Genomic DNA, 18255 nt, shown 5'->3' on the forward strand with positions numbered 1-18255 from the left:
TAATTTGCTCATTGCATTTTAAAATCACAAAATTGTAGGTAAGAAAAATGGTTTTACCTGTCATTATGGCTGGCGGTTCTGGAACGCGATTGTGGCCGTTATCACGAGATTCTCACCCTAAACAGTTTATCAGTTTGGCTAGCGACAAATCAATGTTGCAAGACACGCTCCTTCGGATTCAAGGTATTGACCATCAGCCACCAGTCATTATTTGTAATGAAGAGCATCGATTTCTTGTTTCTGAGCAACTGCGGCGCATTGATATCAATCATAGTGGCATACTGTTAGAGCCTATAGGGCGTAATACTGCCCCAGCTATTGCTCTAGCAGCAAAATTTGCGCTGTCTGGCGGTGAGGATACCTTGATGTTGGTTCTCGCTGCTGATCATTTGATTAAGGATACTGAATCTTTTCATCAATCTGTGCAAGCAGCGATTCCTTATGCTCAGCGTGGGGATATGGTAACTTTTGGTATAAAAGCTAGCACACCAGAGACAGGCTACGGATATATTAAGGCTGGCGATATGGTTACAGCCGATGATGAAAGCCGCGGTTTTGTTGTTGATGATTTTATTGAAAAGCCTAACCTGAAAACGGCAAAGCAGTATCTAGCGGATGGAAGGTATTTTTGGAACAGCGGGATGTTTTTATTTAAAGCGTCTACCTATCTCGAAGAGTTGGCTAAGTTTCGGCTTGATATTTTCAACGCGTGCGAGAGTTCTTATGAAAGTCACTTTAAAGACCTAGACTTTATTCGCATGTCATCCGAGTTATTCTCTCAGATTCCCGATGAATCAATAGATTTCGCGGTAATGGAAAAAACAGAAAAAGCCATTGTTGTGCCAATGGATGCTAATTGGAGTGATGTTGGTTCTTGGTCTGCACTGTGGGAGGCTAGCCATAAGGATGAGGGCGATAATGCTATTCGTGGTGATGTACTAACTGAGAAGACTAGTAACAGCTATATTTATTCACAACATAAGCTTGTAGCTACTGTTGGCGTGGAAAATCTTATCATCGTAGAAACAAAAGACGCGGTACTTGTGGCAGATAAAGATAAAGTTCAAGACGTAAAATCGATAGTAAATCAGTTAAAGCAACAGAACCGAGCAGAGTGCCAACAGCATCAAGAAGTATACCGACCATGGGGTTCTCATGAGACAGTATCTCAAGGTGAGCGTTACCATGTTAAGCAAGTATTAGTGAAGCCGAAACAAAAAACAGCGCTACAGATGCATCATCATAGAGCTGAGCACTGGGTTGTGTTATCAGGTACGGCGAAGGTGACAAAAGGTAATGAAACTTTCCTTCTTACTGAAAATCAGTCAACTTATATTCCAGTTGGGACTCCTCATTCTGTAGAAAATCCAGGGCAGGTACCTTTAGAGATTATAGAAGTCCGCTCTGGGTCTTACTTAGAAGAAGATGATGTTATTCGCTTTGATGAGCAAGCATCGAAGTTTGGCGGTGACTACTAACTACATATTGAGATAAGAAATGACGGAAACAAGATTAATTAGTAGCGAGGTGCTTAATGCTTCAGGCGTTCAATTTGGTACTAGTGGGGCACGGGGTTTAGTTACTCAGTTTACATCGGATGTATGTGCCGCATTTACTCATGCATTCATTGCTTCAATCCGTAAGGCTTTCACCTTTACTCAAGTGGCCGTTGCGATCGATAATCGCCCAAGCAGTCCAGTTATGGCTCGTTCAATCATTCAAGCGCTTATCGACGCAGGGATTGAGCCAATTTACTACGGGGTTGTTCCTACACCGGCTTTGGCTTATACCGCCATGCAAGATAATATGCCTTGTATTATGATCACTGGATCTCATATTCCATTTGATCGCAATGGAATCAAGTTTTATCGCCCTGACGGAGAGGTCACAAAATGTGATGAACATGAAATTCTATGTGAAAAAGTTGAATTTAGTACCATCAAAGCTCAGCCTGAGCTAGTGGTTAATGTTAGGGCAGCTGAGTTATATAAAAATCGTTACACTAGTTTATTTGATGCTGATTTTCTGATTGGAAAACGTATTGGAATTTATGAGCATTCTAGTGCAGGTAGAGACATATACCAAGAACTGTTCGAGTCACTTGGAGCTGAAGTCATCTCATTGGATCGCACCAGTAAGTTTGTACCCATTGATACTGAAGCTGTTGCTGAGTCAGACAAAGAGAAAGCACGTTTATGGTCTAAGCAGTATAAATTGGATTATATTTTCTCGACGGATGGAGACGGAGATCGTCCTCTAATTGCCGATGAAAACGGTGAATGGTTGAGAGGTGATATCCTAGGCTTACTTTGTTCGAAAGCTCTTCAAATAGAAGCCTTAGCAGTGCCTGTAAGTTGCAACACTATTATTGCTGAGAGTTCTGAATTTAAAGCTGTTGCTAGAACTCGTATTGGCTCTCCTTATGTTATTGCTGAAATTTCTAAGTTAGCAAAAACTTATAGTAAGATTGCAGGTTTTGAGGCAAATGGGGGATATTTGTTAGGAAGTGATATCTCGATCAATGGGAGGGTTTTAAAATCTTTGCCGACACGGGATGCAGTTTTGCCTGCACTAATGTTGCTTTTCCTCGCGAAAAAATCATCTGTTGAAAGTTTAGTCAGTAATTTGCCACCTCGCTTCACACATAGCGATCGAGTTCAAAATTTTTCTACAGAAAAGAGCCTTAGAATATTGGAATATGGTCGTCAAAATGCTCAAGAACTAATAGAGCTTCTGGGTTTTGATAACCTAAGTGTAGTCAAGGTTGATCATCTTGATGGTTTAAGGTTAGAGCTGTCGGATAATAATATTATTCATGTACGTCCATCAGGTAATGCGCCTGAGCTTCGTTGCTATGCGGAAGCAGGACACCATGAACAAGCCGTGACCCTAGTTAAACGAGTGTTGGGTAATGTCCGAATGATTTAGACACTATATGTAAGAAACACTGCATGGTGTAGTTTCACTAACTTGCTGAGCTTCAATTTCTATGATTTATACGTTAAAAAATCCAATAAAGAACTTTCCTTGGGGAAGCCGCACGGCAATTAGTGACCACTTTAGTATTGCTAACCCAAACCTAGAGCATCAAGCTGAGCTTTGGATGGGAGCTCACCCTAGTGCTAGTTCGAGAATCACTCTAGAAGGTGTTGATGTTCCTCTTTGCGATGCTATTACAAACAATCCAAGCTATTGGTTGGGCAATTGTTTGCAGTCGAGTACACCATCACTTCCCTTTCTTATGAAGATTCTAGCGGCAGAGGAACCACTATCCATACAAGTCCATCCTTCAAAAATCGCAGCTGAAATAGGTTTTACTACGGAGAATGAGCAAGGTATACCCTTATACGCTGGAAATCGCAATTATAAAGACGCCAACCATAAACCGGAGTTCATCTATGCTATTACACCCTATCTGGCCATGAATGGCTTCAGAGAGTTTTGCCAGATCATAGATAACTTTGACTTTCTTGAACTCTCTACACTAAAAGACATTTTTCAACCTTTTAAACAAGATCCGACTCCATTGACATTGGCCTCCTTTTTTTCTTCTGTACTCGCGTTAAAAGGGGATCTTAAAGTACTAGCAATTAATGAGCTTATTTCTTCGATAAAGACAGTAGATAAGGAACATTTTTTGTATCAAGCTTCTGAACTTATTTCTCGTCTCTATATTTTGTACCCAGAAGATGTCGGGATATTTTCGCCGCTGTTGTTAAACGTAATTGAGCTTCAGCCCGGGCAAGCCATGTTTCTGCATTCTGAAACTCCACACGCATATATCCACGGCTTGGGAATTGAGGTAATGGCAAATTCAGACAATGTTTTGAGAGCTGGTTTAACGCCGAAAAATATTGATGCTGATGAGTTAGTCAAAAATACTCTATTTCAACCGATTGCTTTCGAAAAATTGCTTTTGCAGCCTTGTAATAATGATTTGGAGCGGAAAGTTTATCCGATCCCTGTGGAAGACTTTAATTTTGACATGTTGAACCCACAGTACTCAATGACACTCAATACATCTTCACCAGAGATATTACTTTGTTTATCCGAGCAAGTTACAATTACGACAGGCACAGAGACGAGAGAGTTATCGAAAGGTGAGTCAGTAATTCTCCCTGCTACGTTAGGTAGGTACCATATTTTAGGAAAAGGCTCAGTAGCAAGAGCTTATTGTTAGGTGGCTATGAAAGTTTCAATTATTACCGTTTGTTATAATTCCGAACGAACAATTAAAGATACGATCGAGTCGGTTGCAAGCCAAATCCATGATGACATTGAGTATATTGTTATAGATGGTAATTCATCCGACAAAACTATGGAAATCGTGAATCAGTATAGGGATATTATTGATGTTATTGTCTGCGAAAAAGATAATGGCCTCTATGACGCTATGAATAAAGGTCTATTGTGTGCTTCTGGAGACTTGATCGGAATATTAAACTCAGATGATATATTAGCTAGAAAAAGCACAATTGCGAATATTGTTCATCATATAGGAGATGTAGGAGATGTAGATGGTGTATATGGTGATGTCGGGTTCTATAATTTTTTATTCACAAAAAAAACAAGGCACTATTCATCCAAAGGATTCTACAAATCAAAGTTTTCTAGAGGGTTTATGCCTGCCCATCCCTCATGCTACTTTAGGAAGGAGCTTATTGATAGTATTGGATTATATAGCTTAGACTTTAAAATCGCCGCAGATTTTGATTACTTGGTTCGAGCATTCTCTTTCCCTGACGCTAACATATCATACTTACAAGAGGAAATCGTTAGGATGAGAGAAGGTGGCGTTAGTACCTCTGGCATATCGGCAAGTATATTACTCAATAAAGAAATAATACAGTCGTGCAGAAATAATGGCTTGCCTTGTTCTTGGTTATCTGTGCTTAGTAAGTACCCAGAAAAAATAATGGGGTTGATATTTAAATGATTTTGATTACTGGCTCCAATGGATTCCTCGGCTCTCGTATAGTTGAGTTATGTGAAAACCGAGAATTATCGCTGCTTGATCGAGGAGAAGAAAACAAACATAAGGCTCACCGATTTCAACGCGCAGAAATAAACCCTCATGATGATTACTCATTGGCTTTAAGTGGCTGTTCAACGGTAATTCATTGTGCTGCGCGCGTCCATTCCATGAAGGATAAAGCTTGTGATTCGCTAAAGGAATATAGAGATGTCAATACAAAAGGGACTATTAACCTTGCTAAACAAGCGATTAAGGCCGGAGTTAAACGGTTTATTTTTATCAGCAGTATCAAGGTCAATGGAGGGAAAACAAAGCATAATCATCCTTTTCGGATGGATGATGACCATGATCCAGTTGATAATTATGGATTATCCAAATCAGAAGCAGAGCTTGAACTGAGGCTCTTGGCTAAACGTTCAGAAATGGATATTGTTATTATTAGGCCTACATTAATATATGGCCCGGGTGTTAAGGCTAATTTCGCTTCTTTGATGAATTTAGTGTCGAAAGGCGTTCCTCTGCCTTTTGGTTGCATTACGGGAAACAGTCGCAGCTTGGTTTCTCTTGATAATCTTGTTGACCTTATTGTCACCTGTGTCGATAGCGAAAAGGCTGCGAATCAAGTTTTTCTAGTTTCCGATGACCATGATATTTCTACGTCGAGAATGGTTCGAGAAATGGCGCGAGCTCTAGGTAAATCAGAAAGACAACTCCCTCTTCCTGTTTGGTGCTACATTCTTATTGGTAAGCTGTTCAATAGAATGGATATCATTGATAGATTGACGGGCTCTTTGCAAGTGGATATTAAACATACAAAAGATACGTTAGGATGGACCCCTCCACAAACATTACAAGAAGGCTTTGCAAAAGCAGCTAAAGCTCTCCTACATACTAAAAAGTGGTAAGAAATGATTCGTTATATTGATTTTTTTGCAGCTCTGCTAGGGTTGATCTTTTTATTACCTATACTATTCATTGTTACTATGATTGGTTTTTTCGATACAGGTTCACCCATTTTTGTTCAAGAGAGAATGGGACGTTATAAGAAACCCTTTAAGTTAGTAAAGTTTAGAACTATGCCTGTGGAAACTAAATCGGTAGCTAGCCATCTTCTCGGTGGCACTTCTATTACTAAGTTTGGACGTTTTTTACGTAGAACTAAGATCGACGAACTCCCACAACTAATTAATGTATTCAAAGGAGAGATGAGCCTAGTCGGACCTCGCCCCAACTTAGTTAATCAGCAGGAATTAATTATTAAGCGGGATGCACTTGGTGTTTACGATGTATTACCTGGTATTACTGGCTTAGCCCAAATTCAAAATATCGATATGTCAACACCTGATTTGTTGGCAAAGGTTGATAAACAGATGATCGAGACACTTAGTCTAAGAGAGTATTTTAAGTATATATTAAAGACAGCTACAGGAAGTGGCGGTGGAGATTCGGTTAAATAGTAATATCCCCGCACATATGGATCTTATACAGGGAAAGCACTAAAAAGAGTATTAGTATGGCTAGTCTAAACCACATTTGGAATTTACCTAGAGTTTATAAACACATCATTAGTATCGCGATTGATGCTTTTTTTGTTGTAGTTTCTTTCTTTGCCGCTTATTGGAGTCGGATCGGTAACGTAAAACCGTTTGAAAGTTATTTGACCTGGTATGTAGTAATTGGAACCTTGCTAGTAACAGTTCTTTCTTTTAGCAGGCTTGGGCTATATCGAGCAATTCTTAGGTTTCTTACATTTCACGCTCTAGCCGTTGTTAGCATAGGTACTGTTATTTCCGCAGCTTCTATATCCGTTTTAGCTTTTTACTTTGATGCTCCTGTTCCTCGCTCTGTACCAATCATTTATGGTGCTTTTTTATGCTTATTGTGTGGCGGTTCTCGCTTAATCATTCGGGTTTTAGTTGCACAAGCTAACGATAAAAGTATGAAGCGAGTACTGATATATGGTGCAGGGGCTGCAGGTCGTCAGTTGGCTTTAGCGTTACGATCTTCAGACACTCACCGAGTTATAGGTTTTATCGATGAGGATAAAGCTATACATAATTCCATTATTATGGGGCTTAAAGTAAAAAACTTGAGTGATGTGGAAAGGTTAGTATCTAAACACTCAGTGGGACAAATACTACTTGCAATTCCAAGCGCTTCTCGTTCTAAACGAAAGCAAATACTTGAATCTCTGATGTATCTTCCAGCTGAGGTACTGACAGTACCAGATATGAAAGATATAGTTGAAGGTAAAGCCAATATTGATGAACTTAAAGATGTTCAAATCGAGGATCTTCTAGGGAGGGATTCAGTAGTACCTAACAAGACTCTTTTGGAATCAAATATAAAAGGCAAAGTAGTGATGGTTACTGGTGCTGGGGGTTCAATTGGTTCTGAGCTTTGCAGGCAAATTATTTTCCAGCAACCTAAGACTCTTGTTTTATTTGAACTATCGGAGTTTGCCCTTTACCAGATAGATAGAGAGCTTAAAGGGTTGTTAGTTAACCATGATATAGACCTACAAATAATTCCTTTACTCGGTTCTGTACAGACTGTTAATCGACTGCGTACAGTAATGGAAGGCTTCTGTGTTAACACTGTATATCACGCTGCAGCATACAAGCATGTCCCCTTGGTGGAGTATAATGTGGTTGAGGGGGTACGTAATAATGTGTTTGGAACGTATTATACTGCTAAAGCTGCGATTGAATCAGGTGTTGAGTCATTTGTTTTAATTTCAACAGATAAGGCTGTCAGACCAACCAACATCATGGGGACGACTAAGCGGATGGCAGAACTGGGTTTGCAGGCTTTAGCCGAGCAAGAAGGTAATAAAGAAAATGGCACTCGATTCTGTATGGTGCGCTTTGGAAATGTTTTAGGCTCGTCTGGCTCAGTGATACCTTTGTTTAAAAAGCAAATTGCATGTGGTGGTCCTGTGACAGTGACGCACCCAGAAATTATTCGCTACTTTATGACCATTCCTGAAGCTGCACAATTAGTTATTCAAGCTGGTGCTATGGGTAAAGGCGGGGATGTTTTTGTGCTTGATATGGGAGAGCCAGTAAAAATAGCAGATTTAGCGGTAAACTTAATTCAGCTATCTGGGTTAGAGGTTAAAGATGCATCTAACCCCTATGGAGATATAGAGATTCAATTTTCTGGCCTTCGTCCAGGAGAGAAACTTTTTGAGGAGCTTCTGATTGGTGATAATGTATCTCGTACTGAACATCCAAGAATTATGACCGCCAACGAAAGGCACTTGACTATTAATGAATATAGTGAATTACTCAACTCACTAGACAGTGCTTGCCACAGCTTTGAACATGAAAAGATTAGAAAACTGTTGATTGAAGCACCTACGGACTTTAGCCCTACAGATGGTATTAGTGATCTTGTTTGGAAAAAGTTACACGCTCTTAAAGATGAATCTTTAGATAGTGTTATCCACTGAGTACAGTTGCTAACTTCGTGTTACAAAATCTGCTTCAATACTCTATCCGCTTTAACACGGGTAATCTGTCGGATAAGTTTTTGAGCGGCTTCTGGGTAATCCTCAGCTTTCTCTAACTGTCTGTAGGTACAAATGAGTTGAGTATGCTGCAGGATGTTTTCTACTTCTTTTTCAAATTGTGTGTCTAGATGTTGGTGTTTATCTTGGATGAGAATGGCATTTTCTAAATCCAAGCTCCAAGCTCTTGGGTTTAAGTTGCTGCCAGTGATCAGCATATAGCGTTTATCAACCCAAACTCCTTTGAGATGAAAGCTGTTATTATCGTGCTTCCACAAATGGATAGAGAGTTTACGACTCGCAATGTGTGCTTCATTTGCTTTGGCAAATAGGCGCAGATTTCGTTCATACAGGTAAGGTAATCCACCTATTGTTTTGAACTCTTCTTCGGGAGAGATATAAAAGTCATTCGCTGTCTTATCGCCCACCACTATGGTTACTTTTACTCCGCGTCTAATCGCTTTTTTTACTTCTCTGGCAACGCTGCGAGGAAAATTAAAATAGGGAGTACAGATGAAGATCTCTTCTTTTGCTTGCGCGAGTAGTTGATTAACCGTTTGGTTAAGTTTGTTGCGCTTTTTACCCACGCCCACAAGAGGGGTGAGTGCAACTTGGTCTTGAGAAATAGTTTGTGGTTCGTATTGATAGCTGGCTTTTGCCAATGAAGCTCTTAACTGCCGGATCTGAGTTCTGATTTGTTTTGTGTTAGGTTGGTTTGGAGAAGAAAGGTCATGAACCGCAGGATGTTCGATCATTTCTGTTTCAATAAAACGGACCATGCTATCGGCAAGAGATTTATTATTCAGTACCTGATAGCGGTCAAAGCGGTAGCGTTCATTATAATTAAGGTAAATATTATTCAAACTTGCGCCGCTATAGATGACTTGATCGTCAATAATGAAACCTTTTAGATGCAATACACCAAAGACTTCTCGACCTCTGACTGGAACGCCAAATATAGGGATTTGATGAGTGTATTGCGTGGCGAAATTCTTATACATAGTAGCATTGGTTTCGCCAGGCTCTGCGCCAATTAAGCCTCTTTGTGCTCTGTGCCAGTCAACACACACTTTGATGTCGAGCCCTGGATTGTTTTGTTTTGCTTGGTAAAGCTCGGTTAAGATCTCTCTTCCCGCTTCATCATCTTCTAGGTAAAGAGCGACGAGGTATATTCTTTTACTTGCCTGACGAATCGCTTCAATTAAGCGAATTCGAAAGTCTTTGGCTGTAAACAGTGTTTCTAACTGTGTTGGGTCTTGGGCCAAAGTAGGAAGTTGGTCGAATAAGTTCCTGCGAGTCATCATGTTGGACTAAATGCCTTTACTGAAAATGGACAAGGATAGTAGCAAAATGTGTTAGTGGTTCCTAGCGGTCAGCTCTTAGTTCTCGCTGCACAATTGTAAAACTTGTTCTAGCGGTGAGGACGTAAGCTAATTTCACCACCGATGAAGGTTTCAATCCCGCATTCGGTTTCAAGTAGTACTGCGCCCTGTTCATTTATACCGCGTGATATACCCATGATTTCCCTTTGACCCATGATAAGCTTTATTGGGCGATGAATAAAATTGTCTAAACGATTCCATCTATCAACGAAGCCTTGCATGCCTTGTTGCTCGTAGTCTAATAACGCCCGATTTAACGTTTGAATCATAGTGATTGCAAGTTGATTGCGGTCAATATCCTTATGACCTGCGACCTCAGATAAACTTGCCCAGGGTTGGGTGATTCCTTCCGTTTGCTCTGTCATCATAAGATTAAGACCCATGCCTATAACAAGGTTAGCAGCGCCTCCTGCCTGTCCAGACATTTCGACCAGAATACCCGCTAACTTTCGATCTTGGTAGTACAGATCGTTTGGCCACTTTAGCTTCACTTCTTTGAGATTTAGCTGCTCTAAAGCTTCAACTATCGCAACGCCAACAACCAAGCTTAACCCCATTGCCGCCGCCATACCGGCATCGAGTCGCCAGTACATAGACAGATATAAGTTCGTCCCAAACGGAGAGATCCATTCTCTGCCTCTTCGGCCGCGGCCTTTCAGTTGATACTCAGATAAACACACAGAACCTGAGTCCAACCTATTGATATTATCGAGTAAGTACTGGTTGGTGGAGTCAATAATGGGTATAAGATCTACATGATTATTTGTTTGGGCTTGTATGATATCTTGATTAAGCAGTTGCATGGGATTTGCTAATTGATAGCCTTTACCTTGGACTCGAAAAACATCGACCCCCCATGCTTGTATACCCTTGATATGCTTGCTGATAGCGGCTCTTGATATGCCAAACTTCTCGCCAAGGTCTTCACCAGAATGAAATCCTCCTTGAGATAATGACTTTAATATCGAAAGTTTAATAGAATGCTCTTTCATTATAATGTCTCTATCAAGTTAGCTAAGTGTGTTTCTGAGTGAGAGCCAATAAAGCGCACTTCATGCTCAAGTTGAATTTGGAATTTTTTAAACACTTCGCAATAAACTTTAGCGGCAAGTTTTACTACATCATCACTGCTAGCTTTGCCTTTATTCACCAGAACAAGTGCCTGATTTTGGTGGACTTCAGCCCCTCCCACAGCTACACCTTTGAGTTGGCATTGATCGATTAACCATCCAGCGGCAATTTTTACCCCTTGTGGGGTAGAGTAGGCGACAATCTCTGGGTATGTTTGTTGAAGTTCTAGAAAATGTCGCTGAGAAATAATGGGATTTTTAAAAAAGCTTCCAGCGTTGCCAAGCTTTGCAGGGTTGGGAAGCTTTTCACTGCGAACTTGGCATACTCGCTCAAAGACTTGTTTCGCGGTGAGCCCATTATTATCTAGGGTTTGAAGAGGGCCGTACCCGGTATTGGGCTGCCAATTTTTAGCGAGCCTAATGCCTATTGCAACTATTACAACTTGCTGGTGGAGATCATGTTTAAACACTGAATCTCTATAACCAAACTCGCATTTCTCCGCACTAAGCCTTTTAACCTCGAAATTTTTCAAGCACAAAACATCAACATATTCACATAAGTCTTTAAATTCAACACCATAAGCGCCAATGTTTTGAATGGGCGCTGTACCAGCACAGCCAGGAATGAGGGCAAGATTTTCTAATCCCAAGTAGCCTTGCTTAATACTCCATTTGACCAAGTCTGGCCAGTTTTCGCCACCTGCTATGTGTAAATGCCACGAGTCAGCAGTTTCGGTAACTGTTTTCCCAAGTAATTGGTTGATTATAACGACGCCTTGATATGGCTGAGTAAAAAGCACATTACTGCCTTTGCCAAGCATTAATTTGGGTAAGTTTAACCATTTCGGGTTCTGGTAGACGTCTTTAATATGGTCAAGGGTTTTCACTTTCACTAAGTATTGACAGCTTTGTTCTATCGAGAATGTATGAAAGCGACTAAGGTCTGCATTGGCTAAAATTTGCATTGGATTTATCGAGTAATCTAAACTGCCTTCATTCTACCCCAATTTGCAGTTTGGTGATAATGAGTCCTATCCAGATAGAAGTGTTAGATCCTGTAAAACTCCCACTCGTATCTCGCTTGTATAAATCCTATTACCGATCCGGTAAAGCGAAAAAAGACGAATTGACAATTGTCGGAACCGTAGACAAGCAGATGATAGCCGTAGTTCGTTTTAAAAGTGTTGAAGAGAGCCGACTATTGACAGGCATGCTTGTTGTGCCTGAGTTTAGGAGCCAAGGCCTGGCTCATCGACTGATGTCATATTGTGAGCAGCATGTGCTTCAAAGTGGGGACTTTTGTTTTGCCTATTCAGAGCTGGAAAGCTTTTATCAGCAGCATGGGTTTGTCACGCTTGGTTCCGATTCTTTGCCAAATACTCTCAGGGGACTGTTTGAGCGCTACAGTCAGAAAAAATCACTAGTTGCAATGAAATACGGCTGATGTATGAACATCAGCCGTAGTCTATGCATCTTCCTAGTTAACTGAACTTGGTCTTTGGAACCAAGGTGAGCGGGCATCTGTTTCGTCAAATAGGTTATGCTTCTTGCGTAGCATCTGGCCACCATCCCTAGTTAAAGGCTCCCAGCTTATTACCGCGCGATTGGTACTTGGCTTAACCGTGAGTATGTCGAATGGAATCGAGATATAGAAACCTTTATTATAACTACCTTCACCATACTCTTCGGCGGTTAGATCTGTTTTTGTTGCATAGACACCAACTATGATTCCAGTGTCGAATTGTTTAGACACATCAACTCTCGCACCTACGTCACCTCCCAAGAATTTACCTGCACTGACTTTAATCAAGGTACTATCAAGGAATGACCAAGTCGGCATATAGTAGCCAGTCACATGCCCTGTTGTACCTCGGCTCAAGACATAGGCTTGGCATGAAGGAACTCGAGCGTCACATTTTGCCTCATCATAAAAGAAATAGTCATCTTGATATACGCCGAACCAAGAATCAGGGTCTCTTTGGCTAACGACATTAAAGTCCACTCCAAGCGCCCAGTTGGTGTTGAGAGGGCGGTAGAGAACTTCACTACCCACACCAGCAAACATCATTTCTAGATAGCCGCCATACATTTGGGTGTAGACTTCTTCCATTGGCTGTTCAAACCAAGTTAGCTGGAGGTTTTGTAGTCTTACTGGGTTGTCATCGACATAGGCACGGAACATGGTTCTAACCCTAGGTGTCGAGTAATTTCTAACGTGAGGAGAGTTTTCGACATAGTTAAACTTATCGTAGTTATCGACAAGATTGAAATATAATGAGCCGCCTAATTCTAAGTTGTCAGTTAGCCAGTAGTTGGACTTAGCGCTTAATCCTATGCTGTATAGATAAAATGATTCAGGTCCACCAATGCTTTGCTGCAAGACTGGATCGATGCCGTAATCCCAGTTGTTTTTACTGGTGGCGACTCTTACTTTTGAAGACTGATCAGGCTCTGAATATGACAGGCTGTCTGCTATATTGGCATCTGGGGATTGATAGTTAGATGCATCAACAAAGGCTTTCCTATCAACACTTGTTTGAGTTAGATCCATACCGTTCTTTTGTTCAACAATGTTAATGACTTTAATTGATTCATTGGCATGGTGAGTCAGTATGGTTGCCGCTCTATCAACTGCTTGCTCTCTATCTCTGTATTTGACCTGCTCACCTTTAAGTGTCACCACGTCTTTATCTACGGAAATGGAGTTATTGCTATAGCCAGCATTTTTCTCGATTTGCTCAGCTACTTGCTGCCAATCTGTGTCGTCTACTGTTGGTCGCAATTGGCCTTGAGAGTAAAGCTTATCTTCATCTCGCCAGTTCGGCTTGATGTCATTAAAGTTAGCGTATAAATTTAGGCCAAACACTACCGTGTTTCCGCGCTGATAGCTTAGCTTGGCATCCCCCCAATCTCCCAGTCGATAGTTCACGCCAAAGTTCCACGGCGTACTTTGTACCATGGGTTTAGATGCATTTCGTGTGTTGGGAAAATCTTCAGAGTAGTCGTTACCTTCATATTCAACTTTAAGACGCAGTGGCTCGTAAGGTGTTTGATATTCTATGCCACCAAACAGTGCCGATGGACCTTTAAACCAACGCTGAGTATCGAATTCACCGCCACTGCCGTTAAAATCGCTTGGCCTTGTGCAATAGCTATCGCTCAGTTTACAGGCTGGGTTTGAAATATTTCCGCTTTGTCCTAAGTATCCCCAGCCTAAACCCAACGTGAAATCTAAACTGCCAAATCGCTTAGTCGCAGCAATATACTCGCCATCAAACAGGCCTGTGCCAGCAAAATCTCTCACACCAATGGAGGTTTCAGGGAGATAATAACTTTCTTCCAATAGCCTAATTTTAAAGTCAACACCCCTATCCGTGTATAGGTTGTCACCACTATAACTAGGATCGCTACTGAAAGGAACGTCGGGTACGCGGGTATAGCGAAGCGTAGTTTCTAACCATTCCATCAGTTGTAGAGATACCATATAGTGCTGGTAATCATTACTCATGGTGAGGCCGACATTAAATTCCCCTTCTTTTGCCATTCGCCCTGTCGGTGTTTGCATCAGGCCTGTACCACCAAAATCGGATTGGGAGACTTTCCAATCTGCAGAGGTGTCAGACCATGTTGCACCAGATAACAATAGGCATAGAGGGGTAACAAAACTCAGAGTACTACGTGTGTTCATTAGATACTTCTTCTCATGCTGATGAGTTTGATAATGTCTTTTTCAAGGGAACGGATGAATTGAGACCCAGAGTCAAAACCGACAAAGATAACTGTGCTTGGTGGTAAATGTGTCTGACTATTATTCCAATAGGCATAACCACTTTTTGTCGTGTGGCCGTCAGGATAGATCAGCCATACAAAGCTCTTGTCTGCGCCAGCCAATGGCTGAGCAATACTGATTGAATCAGAAAGTGATGGAGTGTCAGAAACATCGATCTCTGAAGGTTTCTCAACCAAGCCTTCTATATAAGAGAAGTGGTTGCGCTTTGGAAAGGCTAACTCATACTCTCCTGATAATTTCGGGTCTAAATTGTTTTTGATACGGATTTCATCGTAATCTAAGGGAATGAATAATCGATAGCCAACTTGCCAGCTTTCAATTTGTTTGATTAACGCACTCGCGAGCACGGCATTTTCGCCCTCTAACTGGCTAAGCCGTTTTATGACACTTTCTTTTAACTCAATAGCTTTGTCTAATTGAGCTTTATCAAAGATTTGGTTAGCGATAAAGTAGGAATCACTGTAGCTATTGGTATTCTCTTTGACATCTTGAATAACTTGGCTGAGCCGTGCAGGATTCTTGTATTCAAACAGCACACTCTGCTGTGGGACTTGAACTATCAGCTTGTTTGCGAAAGCATTGATAGATAGAAATAAAGCTAGCAAGGCTAGGATACGTGAGAGCATAGAATTTTAGCCTATGTAGGGTTTTAGAATTTCGAGTTCAATCATGAGACGTTCAGGGATGGCCCACTGAATGCTCTTTACGACCTTGCCTTGTTCATCTACCCAGAATGTATTTTGATAACTCTGGTTGTTTTTATCTGGAGTTATAATTTCGGTAACTTTCTTAGTATTTTTTTGCCAGATGAGGGAGGTGAGAAACTCTTTACCTACCACAGAAGATTGAACACTTGCTTCTTGCTGTAAGTGATACCCTGGTTGCCAGTCGTAAGAGATTTTCCAAGAGTCCGACTCTGCTTTGGGTTGATAATAGGACTCTGAGGTGGTGACATTGAGCAGGTTATAATTGGGCAAATGGAGCGTTTTTACTACACGACCATTTTCTGTGGCTATCATCGCGCCATCAGAAGAGAGCCATTTTAATCTTGTGTTACCAGTGTCTGTATTAATTTCTGCAAAGGCTAAGACCATGAAAACTCGCGGTCCATTGTTTACTCGTGCATAAATACTGGCATAAGGCAGCGCTTCCACTTCATCTTTAGTCATATGAGTATCGGGTAAGCCTGAATATGCTTCTTTAATGGTTGCGCCAGTATCTTTTATATACTGGCTACAGCCTGCAATGGCAAAAAAAAGCAGAATGGTTAGAACTCTGAAATTATTCATGGTAACAGCATTAACTTCTAATTGAGTGTTCCGAGGAATTGTCGTGAGGGTATGGAAAACACCCTGAAATTACGTTCAGGGTGCAAATGCAGGAGTACTATTTTGTTGTTCCGTCAGTACCACTTGTTCCATCGTTATTGTTAGCAGCAGCGACAGCTACCGCCGTGATCGCAACTGCACCTACAGTTACGGCCGTTGCTGTTACGGTGCCAGTAGCTGCAGTTGTGGCTGATGACGCGCCAGCAGCACCACCAGTTGAAGTTGCTGAAGCAGTAGTTGCTTCTTCACCGGCAGCTAAAACGTTTGTAGACATACCAAGAGTACAAAGAATTGCAAGAGCGGCATTTCTCATTGTTGAATTTCCTCCAAAAGTAAATATTAAAGCGCTTGTGGAGCGTATAAAGAAACACGCTCTATGTAATTCTATGAGATACTTAGCAGGATGTAAAAAGAATTACGCCTACAATAAGATCATTTCTAAATAAAGATCACCTAATAGTTGATGTGCGGGTATCTTTATAATTTTAAAAAGTACTACACTCCCATGATTTAAAGCGTATATTGTGTTGTGTAATCCCTAGATTAATAGAAATAATGTCAATCTTTTATGTTTTAATGCATGATTTGGTTGTTATTTTGAAGCTCCTTTTGGTATATGCTGCCTGTAGATAATTTCTCAATTACTTTCATATTATCATGTACTTATGGTTTTTTTGTTTGTCTTGTACTAATGTCCCTTCATTTACATTCTTACTTTTAAGAACTCAACAATAAACCTATAATTTAAGTTGACACTAATATTAACTAAGGAATGCAAAGGATTATGGTGAACGCTTTTGTAAGTGATAAAGAATAAAATCCTTATCTATATACATATTATTTGTTATTTTTTGTCAATAAAGTTAGTATACTGTATTCAAACTATCCTTAGGCAAAAATTAAGCAAGATCTACTAGGTCCTGGATCTAGCCTAAGGTTGTTTTAAAGTTTATTTTGTAACGTTTATGTTACATTTTTGGGTGTCCGTTATTTGAGCTTATCATAAGCTCGATAAATATTTTTGTGCTTGCTTATTCAATTTGGCCCGTAATGAAGATCAATATAAACCGTTGTTTAATTGCATTGCTACCTGTAATGCTAGCTGGATGTGCTGTGCCAGGCTCGCATTTATCGACCAGCGATAAAAACTTAGTGCCAGTCTCAGCAGATAACCAAAGTGACAACATATCTGATATGGTTAATCTTTACCCTATCTCTGCACAGACTGTATCTAGTTACCAAACAAAAGAACGTTTGACTCCGCAGTCTAACCCGGATCTTGACCTAAAAATTGCCAATTACCAATACAAAGTGGGAATCGGAGATATACTAAACATCACTATTTGGGACCACCCTGAGTTAACCATACCAGCTGGCTCTTACCGTAGTGCTTCAGAAGCGGGTAACTGGGTCCATGCAGATGGTACGATTTTTTACCCTTATATAGGCGTTGTTCAGGTTGCCGGTAAAACCGTAGGAGAGATCCGCGTAGATTTGGCTGAGCGTTTGGCTAAATACATAGAAAGCCCGCAAGTTGATGTCAATGTTGCCGCATTTCGCTCTAAAAAAACTTATGTAACTGGTGAGGTTTCAAAACCCGGCCAACAAGCTATCACCAACATACCGCTGACCTTACTCGATGCAATAAACCGTTCTGGTGGTCTTTCAGAGAATGCAGACTGGCGAAATGTCACCTTGACAAGAAATGGCGTTGAAGAACATGTTTCTCTTTATGGATTGATGCAGAAAGGGGATCTTACTCAAAATAAGCTTTTGCAACCTGGCGATATTATTCATGTTCCCCGTAATGACGGACAAAAAGTATTCGTGATGGGTGAAGTTAATGAACCTAAGCTGCTCAGAATTGATAGAGCAGGTATGACCTTAACAGAGGCGTTAAGTAGTTCAGGTGGTATTAATGAGTTGTCTGCTGATGCAACCGGTGTATTTGTCATAAGAACATCAGATAACAAATCAGAGCGTATGGCAGATGTGTATCAACTTAATGTGAAGGATGCATCTGCATTAGTTGTCGGCACGGAATTTGACCTTCAGCCATATGATATTGTGTATGTAACGGCTGCACCAATTAGTCGCTGGAACCGTGTTCTAAGACAGTTCCTACCTACAATTACTGGCTTTAATGACTTGAGTGAAGGGGTTCTTCGCATCCGTAATTGGCCTTAAATTTTAAATCTA

General features: G+C 40.8%; 16 protein-coding genes. 9 read left to right on the plus strand and 7 right to left on the minus strand.

The window, feature by feature from the left end:
• Window positions 1-47: 47 nt before the first annotated feature.
• The 7 genes from MHN79_RS09200 (at window position 48) to MHN79_RS09230 (ending at window position 8429) form a co-directional block, all read left to right on the plus strand.
• Complete coding sequence (locus MHN79_RS09200) at window positions 48-1478, plus strand: mannose-1-phosphate guanylyltransferase/mannose-6-phosphate isomerase (protein ID WP_239172644.1); 1431 nt, start codon at window positions 48-50, stop codon at window positions 1476-1478.
• 19 nt (window positions 1479-1497) lie between these two features.
• On the plus strand, window positions 1498-2928 hold the full coding sequence (locus tag MHN79_RS09205; protein ID WP_239172645.1) for a phosphomannomutase: 1431 nt from the start codon (window positions 1498-1500) through the stop codon (window positions 2926-2928).
• A gap of 61 nt (window positions 2929-2989) precedes the next feature.
• Window positions 2990-4180 carry a mannose-6-phosphate isomerase, class I gene (manA, locus tag MHN79_RS09210; RefSeq protein ID WP_239172646.1) on the plus strand — a complete coding sequence of 397 codons (1191 nt, stop codon included), beginning with the start codon at window positions 2990-2992 and terminating at the stop codon, window positions 4178-4180.
• Window positions 4181-4186: 6 nt separating this feature from the next.
• Complete coding sequence (locus MHN79_RS09215; RefSeq protein ID WP_239172647.1) at window positions 4187-4936, plus strand: glycosyltransferase family 2 protein; 750 nt, start codon at window positions 4187-4189, stop codon at window positions 4934-4936.
• Window positions 4933-5880 (plus strand): SDR family oxidoreductase, encoded by a 948-nt coding sequence (locus MHN79_RS09220; RefSeq protein ID WP_239172648.1) that lies wholly within the window; start codon window positions 4933-4935, stop codon window positions 5878-5880. Before MHN79_RS09215 ends, MHN79_RS09220 begins: the two co-directional genes overlap by 4 nt.
• 3 nt (window positions 5881-5883) lie before the next feature.
• Window positions 5884-6432 (plus strand): sugar transferase, encoded by a 549-nt coding sequence (locus tag MHN79_RS09225; RefSeq protein WP_239172649.1) that lies wholly within the window; start codon window positions 5884-5886, stop codon window positions 6430-6432.
• 56 nt (window positions 6433-6488) lie between these two features.
• On the plus strand, window positions 6489-8429 hold the full coding sequence (locus MHN79_RS09230; protein WP_239172650.1) for a nucleoside-diphosphate sugar epimerase/dehydratase: 1941 nt from the start codon (window positions 6489-6491) through the stop codon (window positions 8427-8429).
• Window positions 8430-8449: 20 nt separating this feature from the next.
• Here MHN79_RS09230 and pssA read toward each other — a convergent pair whose 3' ends face one another.
• From pssA to murB, 3 genes are all read right to left on the minus strand, one after another.
• On the minus strand, window positions 8450-9790 hold the full coding sequence (gene pssA, locus MHN79_RS09235; RefSeq protein WP_239172651.1) for a CDP-diacylglycerol--serine O-phosphatidyltransferase: 1341 nt from the start codon (window positions 9788-9790) through the stop codon (window positions 8450-8452).
• A gap of 107 nt (window positions 9791-9897) precedes the next feature.
• Window positions 9898-10860 (minus strand): bifunctional biotin--[acetyl-CoA-carboxylase] ligase/biotin operon repressor BirA, encoded by a 963-nt coding sequence (gene birA, locus MHN79_RS09240; protein WP_239172652.1) that lies wholly within the window; start codon window positions 10858-10860, stop codon window positions 9898-9900.
• A complete protein-coding gene (gene murB / locus MHN79_RS09245; protein ID WP_239172653.1) occupies window positions 10860-11903 on the minus strand; it encodes a UDP-N-acetylmuramate dehydrogenase in 1044 nt (347 codons plus the stop codon). The genes birA and murB overlap by 1 nt, the downstream gene beginning before the upstream one ends.
• A 59-nt stretch (window positions 11904-11962) precedes the next feature.
• Here murB and MHN79_RS09250 point away from each other — a divergent pair, with 59 nt between their 5' ends.
• A complete protein-coding gene (locus MHN79_RS09250; protein WP_239172654.1) occupies window positions 11963-12382 on the plus strand; it encodes a GNAT family N-acetyltransferase in 420 nt (139 codons plus the stop codon).
• A 33-nt stretch (window positions 12383-12415) separates the two neighbouring features.
• Here MHN79_RS09250 and MHN79_RS09255 read toward each other — a convergent pair whose 3' ends face one another.
• The 4 genes from MHN79_RS09255 to MHN79_RS09270 all read right to left on the minus strand — a co-directional run bounded on the left by MHN79_RS09255 (window position 12416) and on the right by MHN79_RS09270 (window position 16369).
• Window positions 12416-14626 carry a YjbH domain-containing protein gene (locus tag MHN79_RS09255; protein WP_239172655.1) on the minus strand — a complete coding sequence of 737 codons (2211 nt, stop codon included), beginning with the start codon at window positions 14624-14626 and terminating at the stop codon, window positions 12416-12418.
• Window positions 14626-15354, minus strand: a complete 729-nt coding sequence (locus MHN79_RS09260; protein WP_239172656.1) for a capsule biosynthesis GfcC D2 domain-containing protein — start codon at window positions 15352-15354, stop codon at window positions 14626-14628. Before MHN79_RS09260 ends, MHN79_RS09255 begins: the two co-directional genes overlap by 1 nt.
• 6 nt (window positions 15355-15360) lie before the next feature.
• Window positions 15361-16017: a YjbF family lipoprotein gene (locus tag MHN79_RS09265; protein WP_239172657.1), complete on the minus strand. Its 657-nt coding sequence runs from the start codon at window positions 16015-16017 to the stop codon at window positions 15361-15363.
• A gap of 97 nt (window positions 16018-16114) precedes the next feature.
• On the minus strand, window positions 16115-16369 hold the full coding sequence (locus tag MHN79_RS09270; protein ID WP_160931619.1) for a hypothetical protein: 255 nt from the start codon (window positions 16367-16369) through the stop codon (window positions 16115-16117).
• Window positions 16370-17106: 737 nt separating this feature from the next.
• On the opposite strand from MHN79_RS09270, the gene MHN79_RS09275 reads away from it, so the two are divergent.
• Complete coding sequence (locus MHN79_RS09275; protein WP_239172658.1) at window positions 17107-18243, plus strand: polysaccharide export protein; 1137 nt, start codon at window positions 17107-17109, stop codon at window positions 18241-18243.
• Window positions 18244-18255: the final 12 nt, after the last annotated feature.

Origin of the sequence: Vibrio sp. Of14-4 (genome assembly GCF_022347625.1) — a bacterium.
In the GTDB taxonomy this organism is placed as follows: domain Bacteria; phylum Pseudomonadota; class Gammaproteobacteria; order Enterobacterales; family Vibrionaceae; genus Vibrio; species Vibrio pristinus.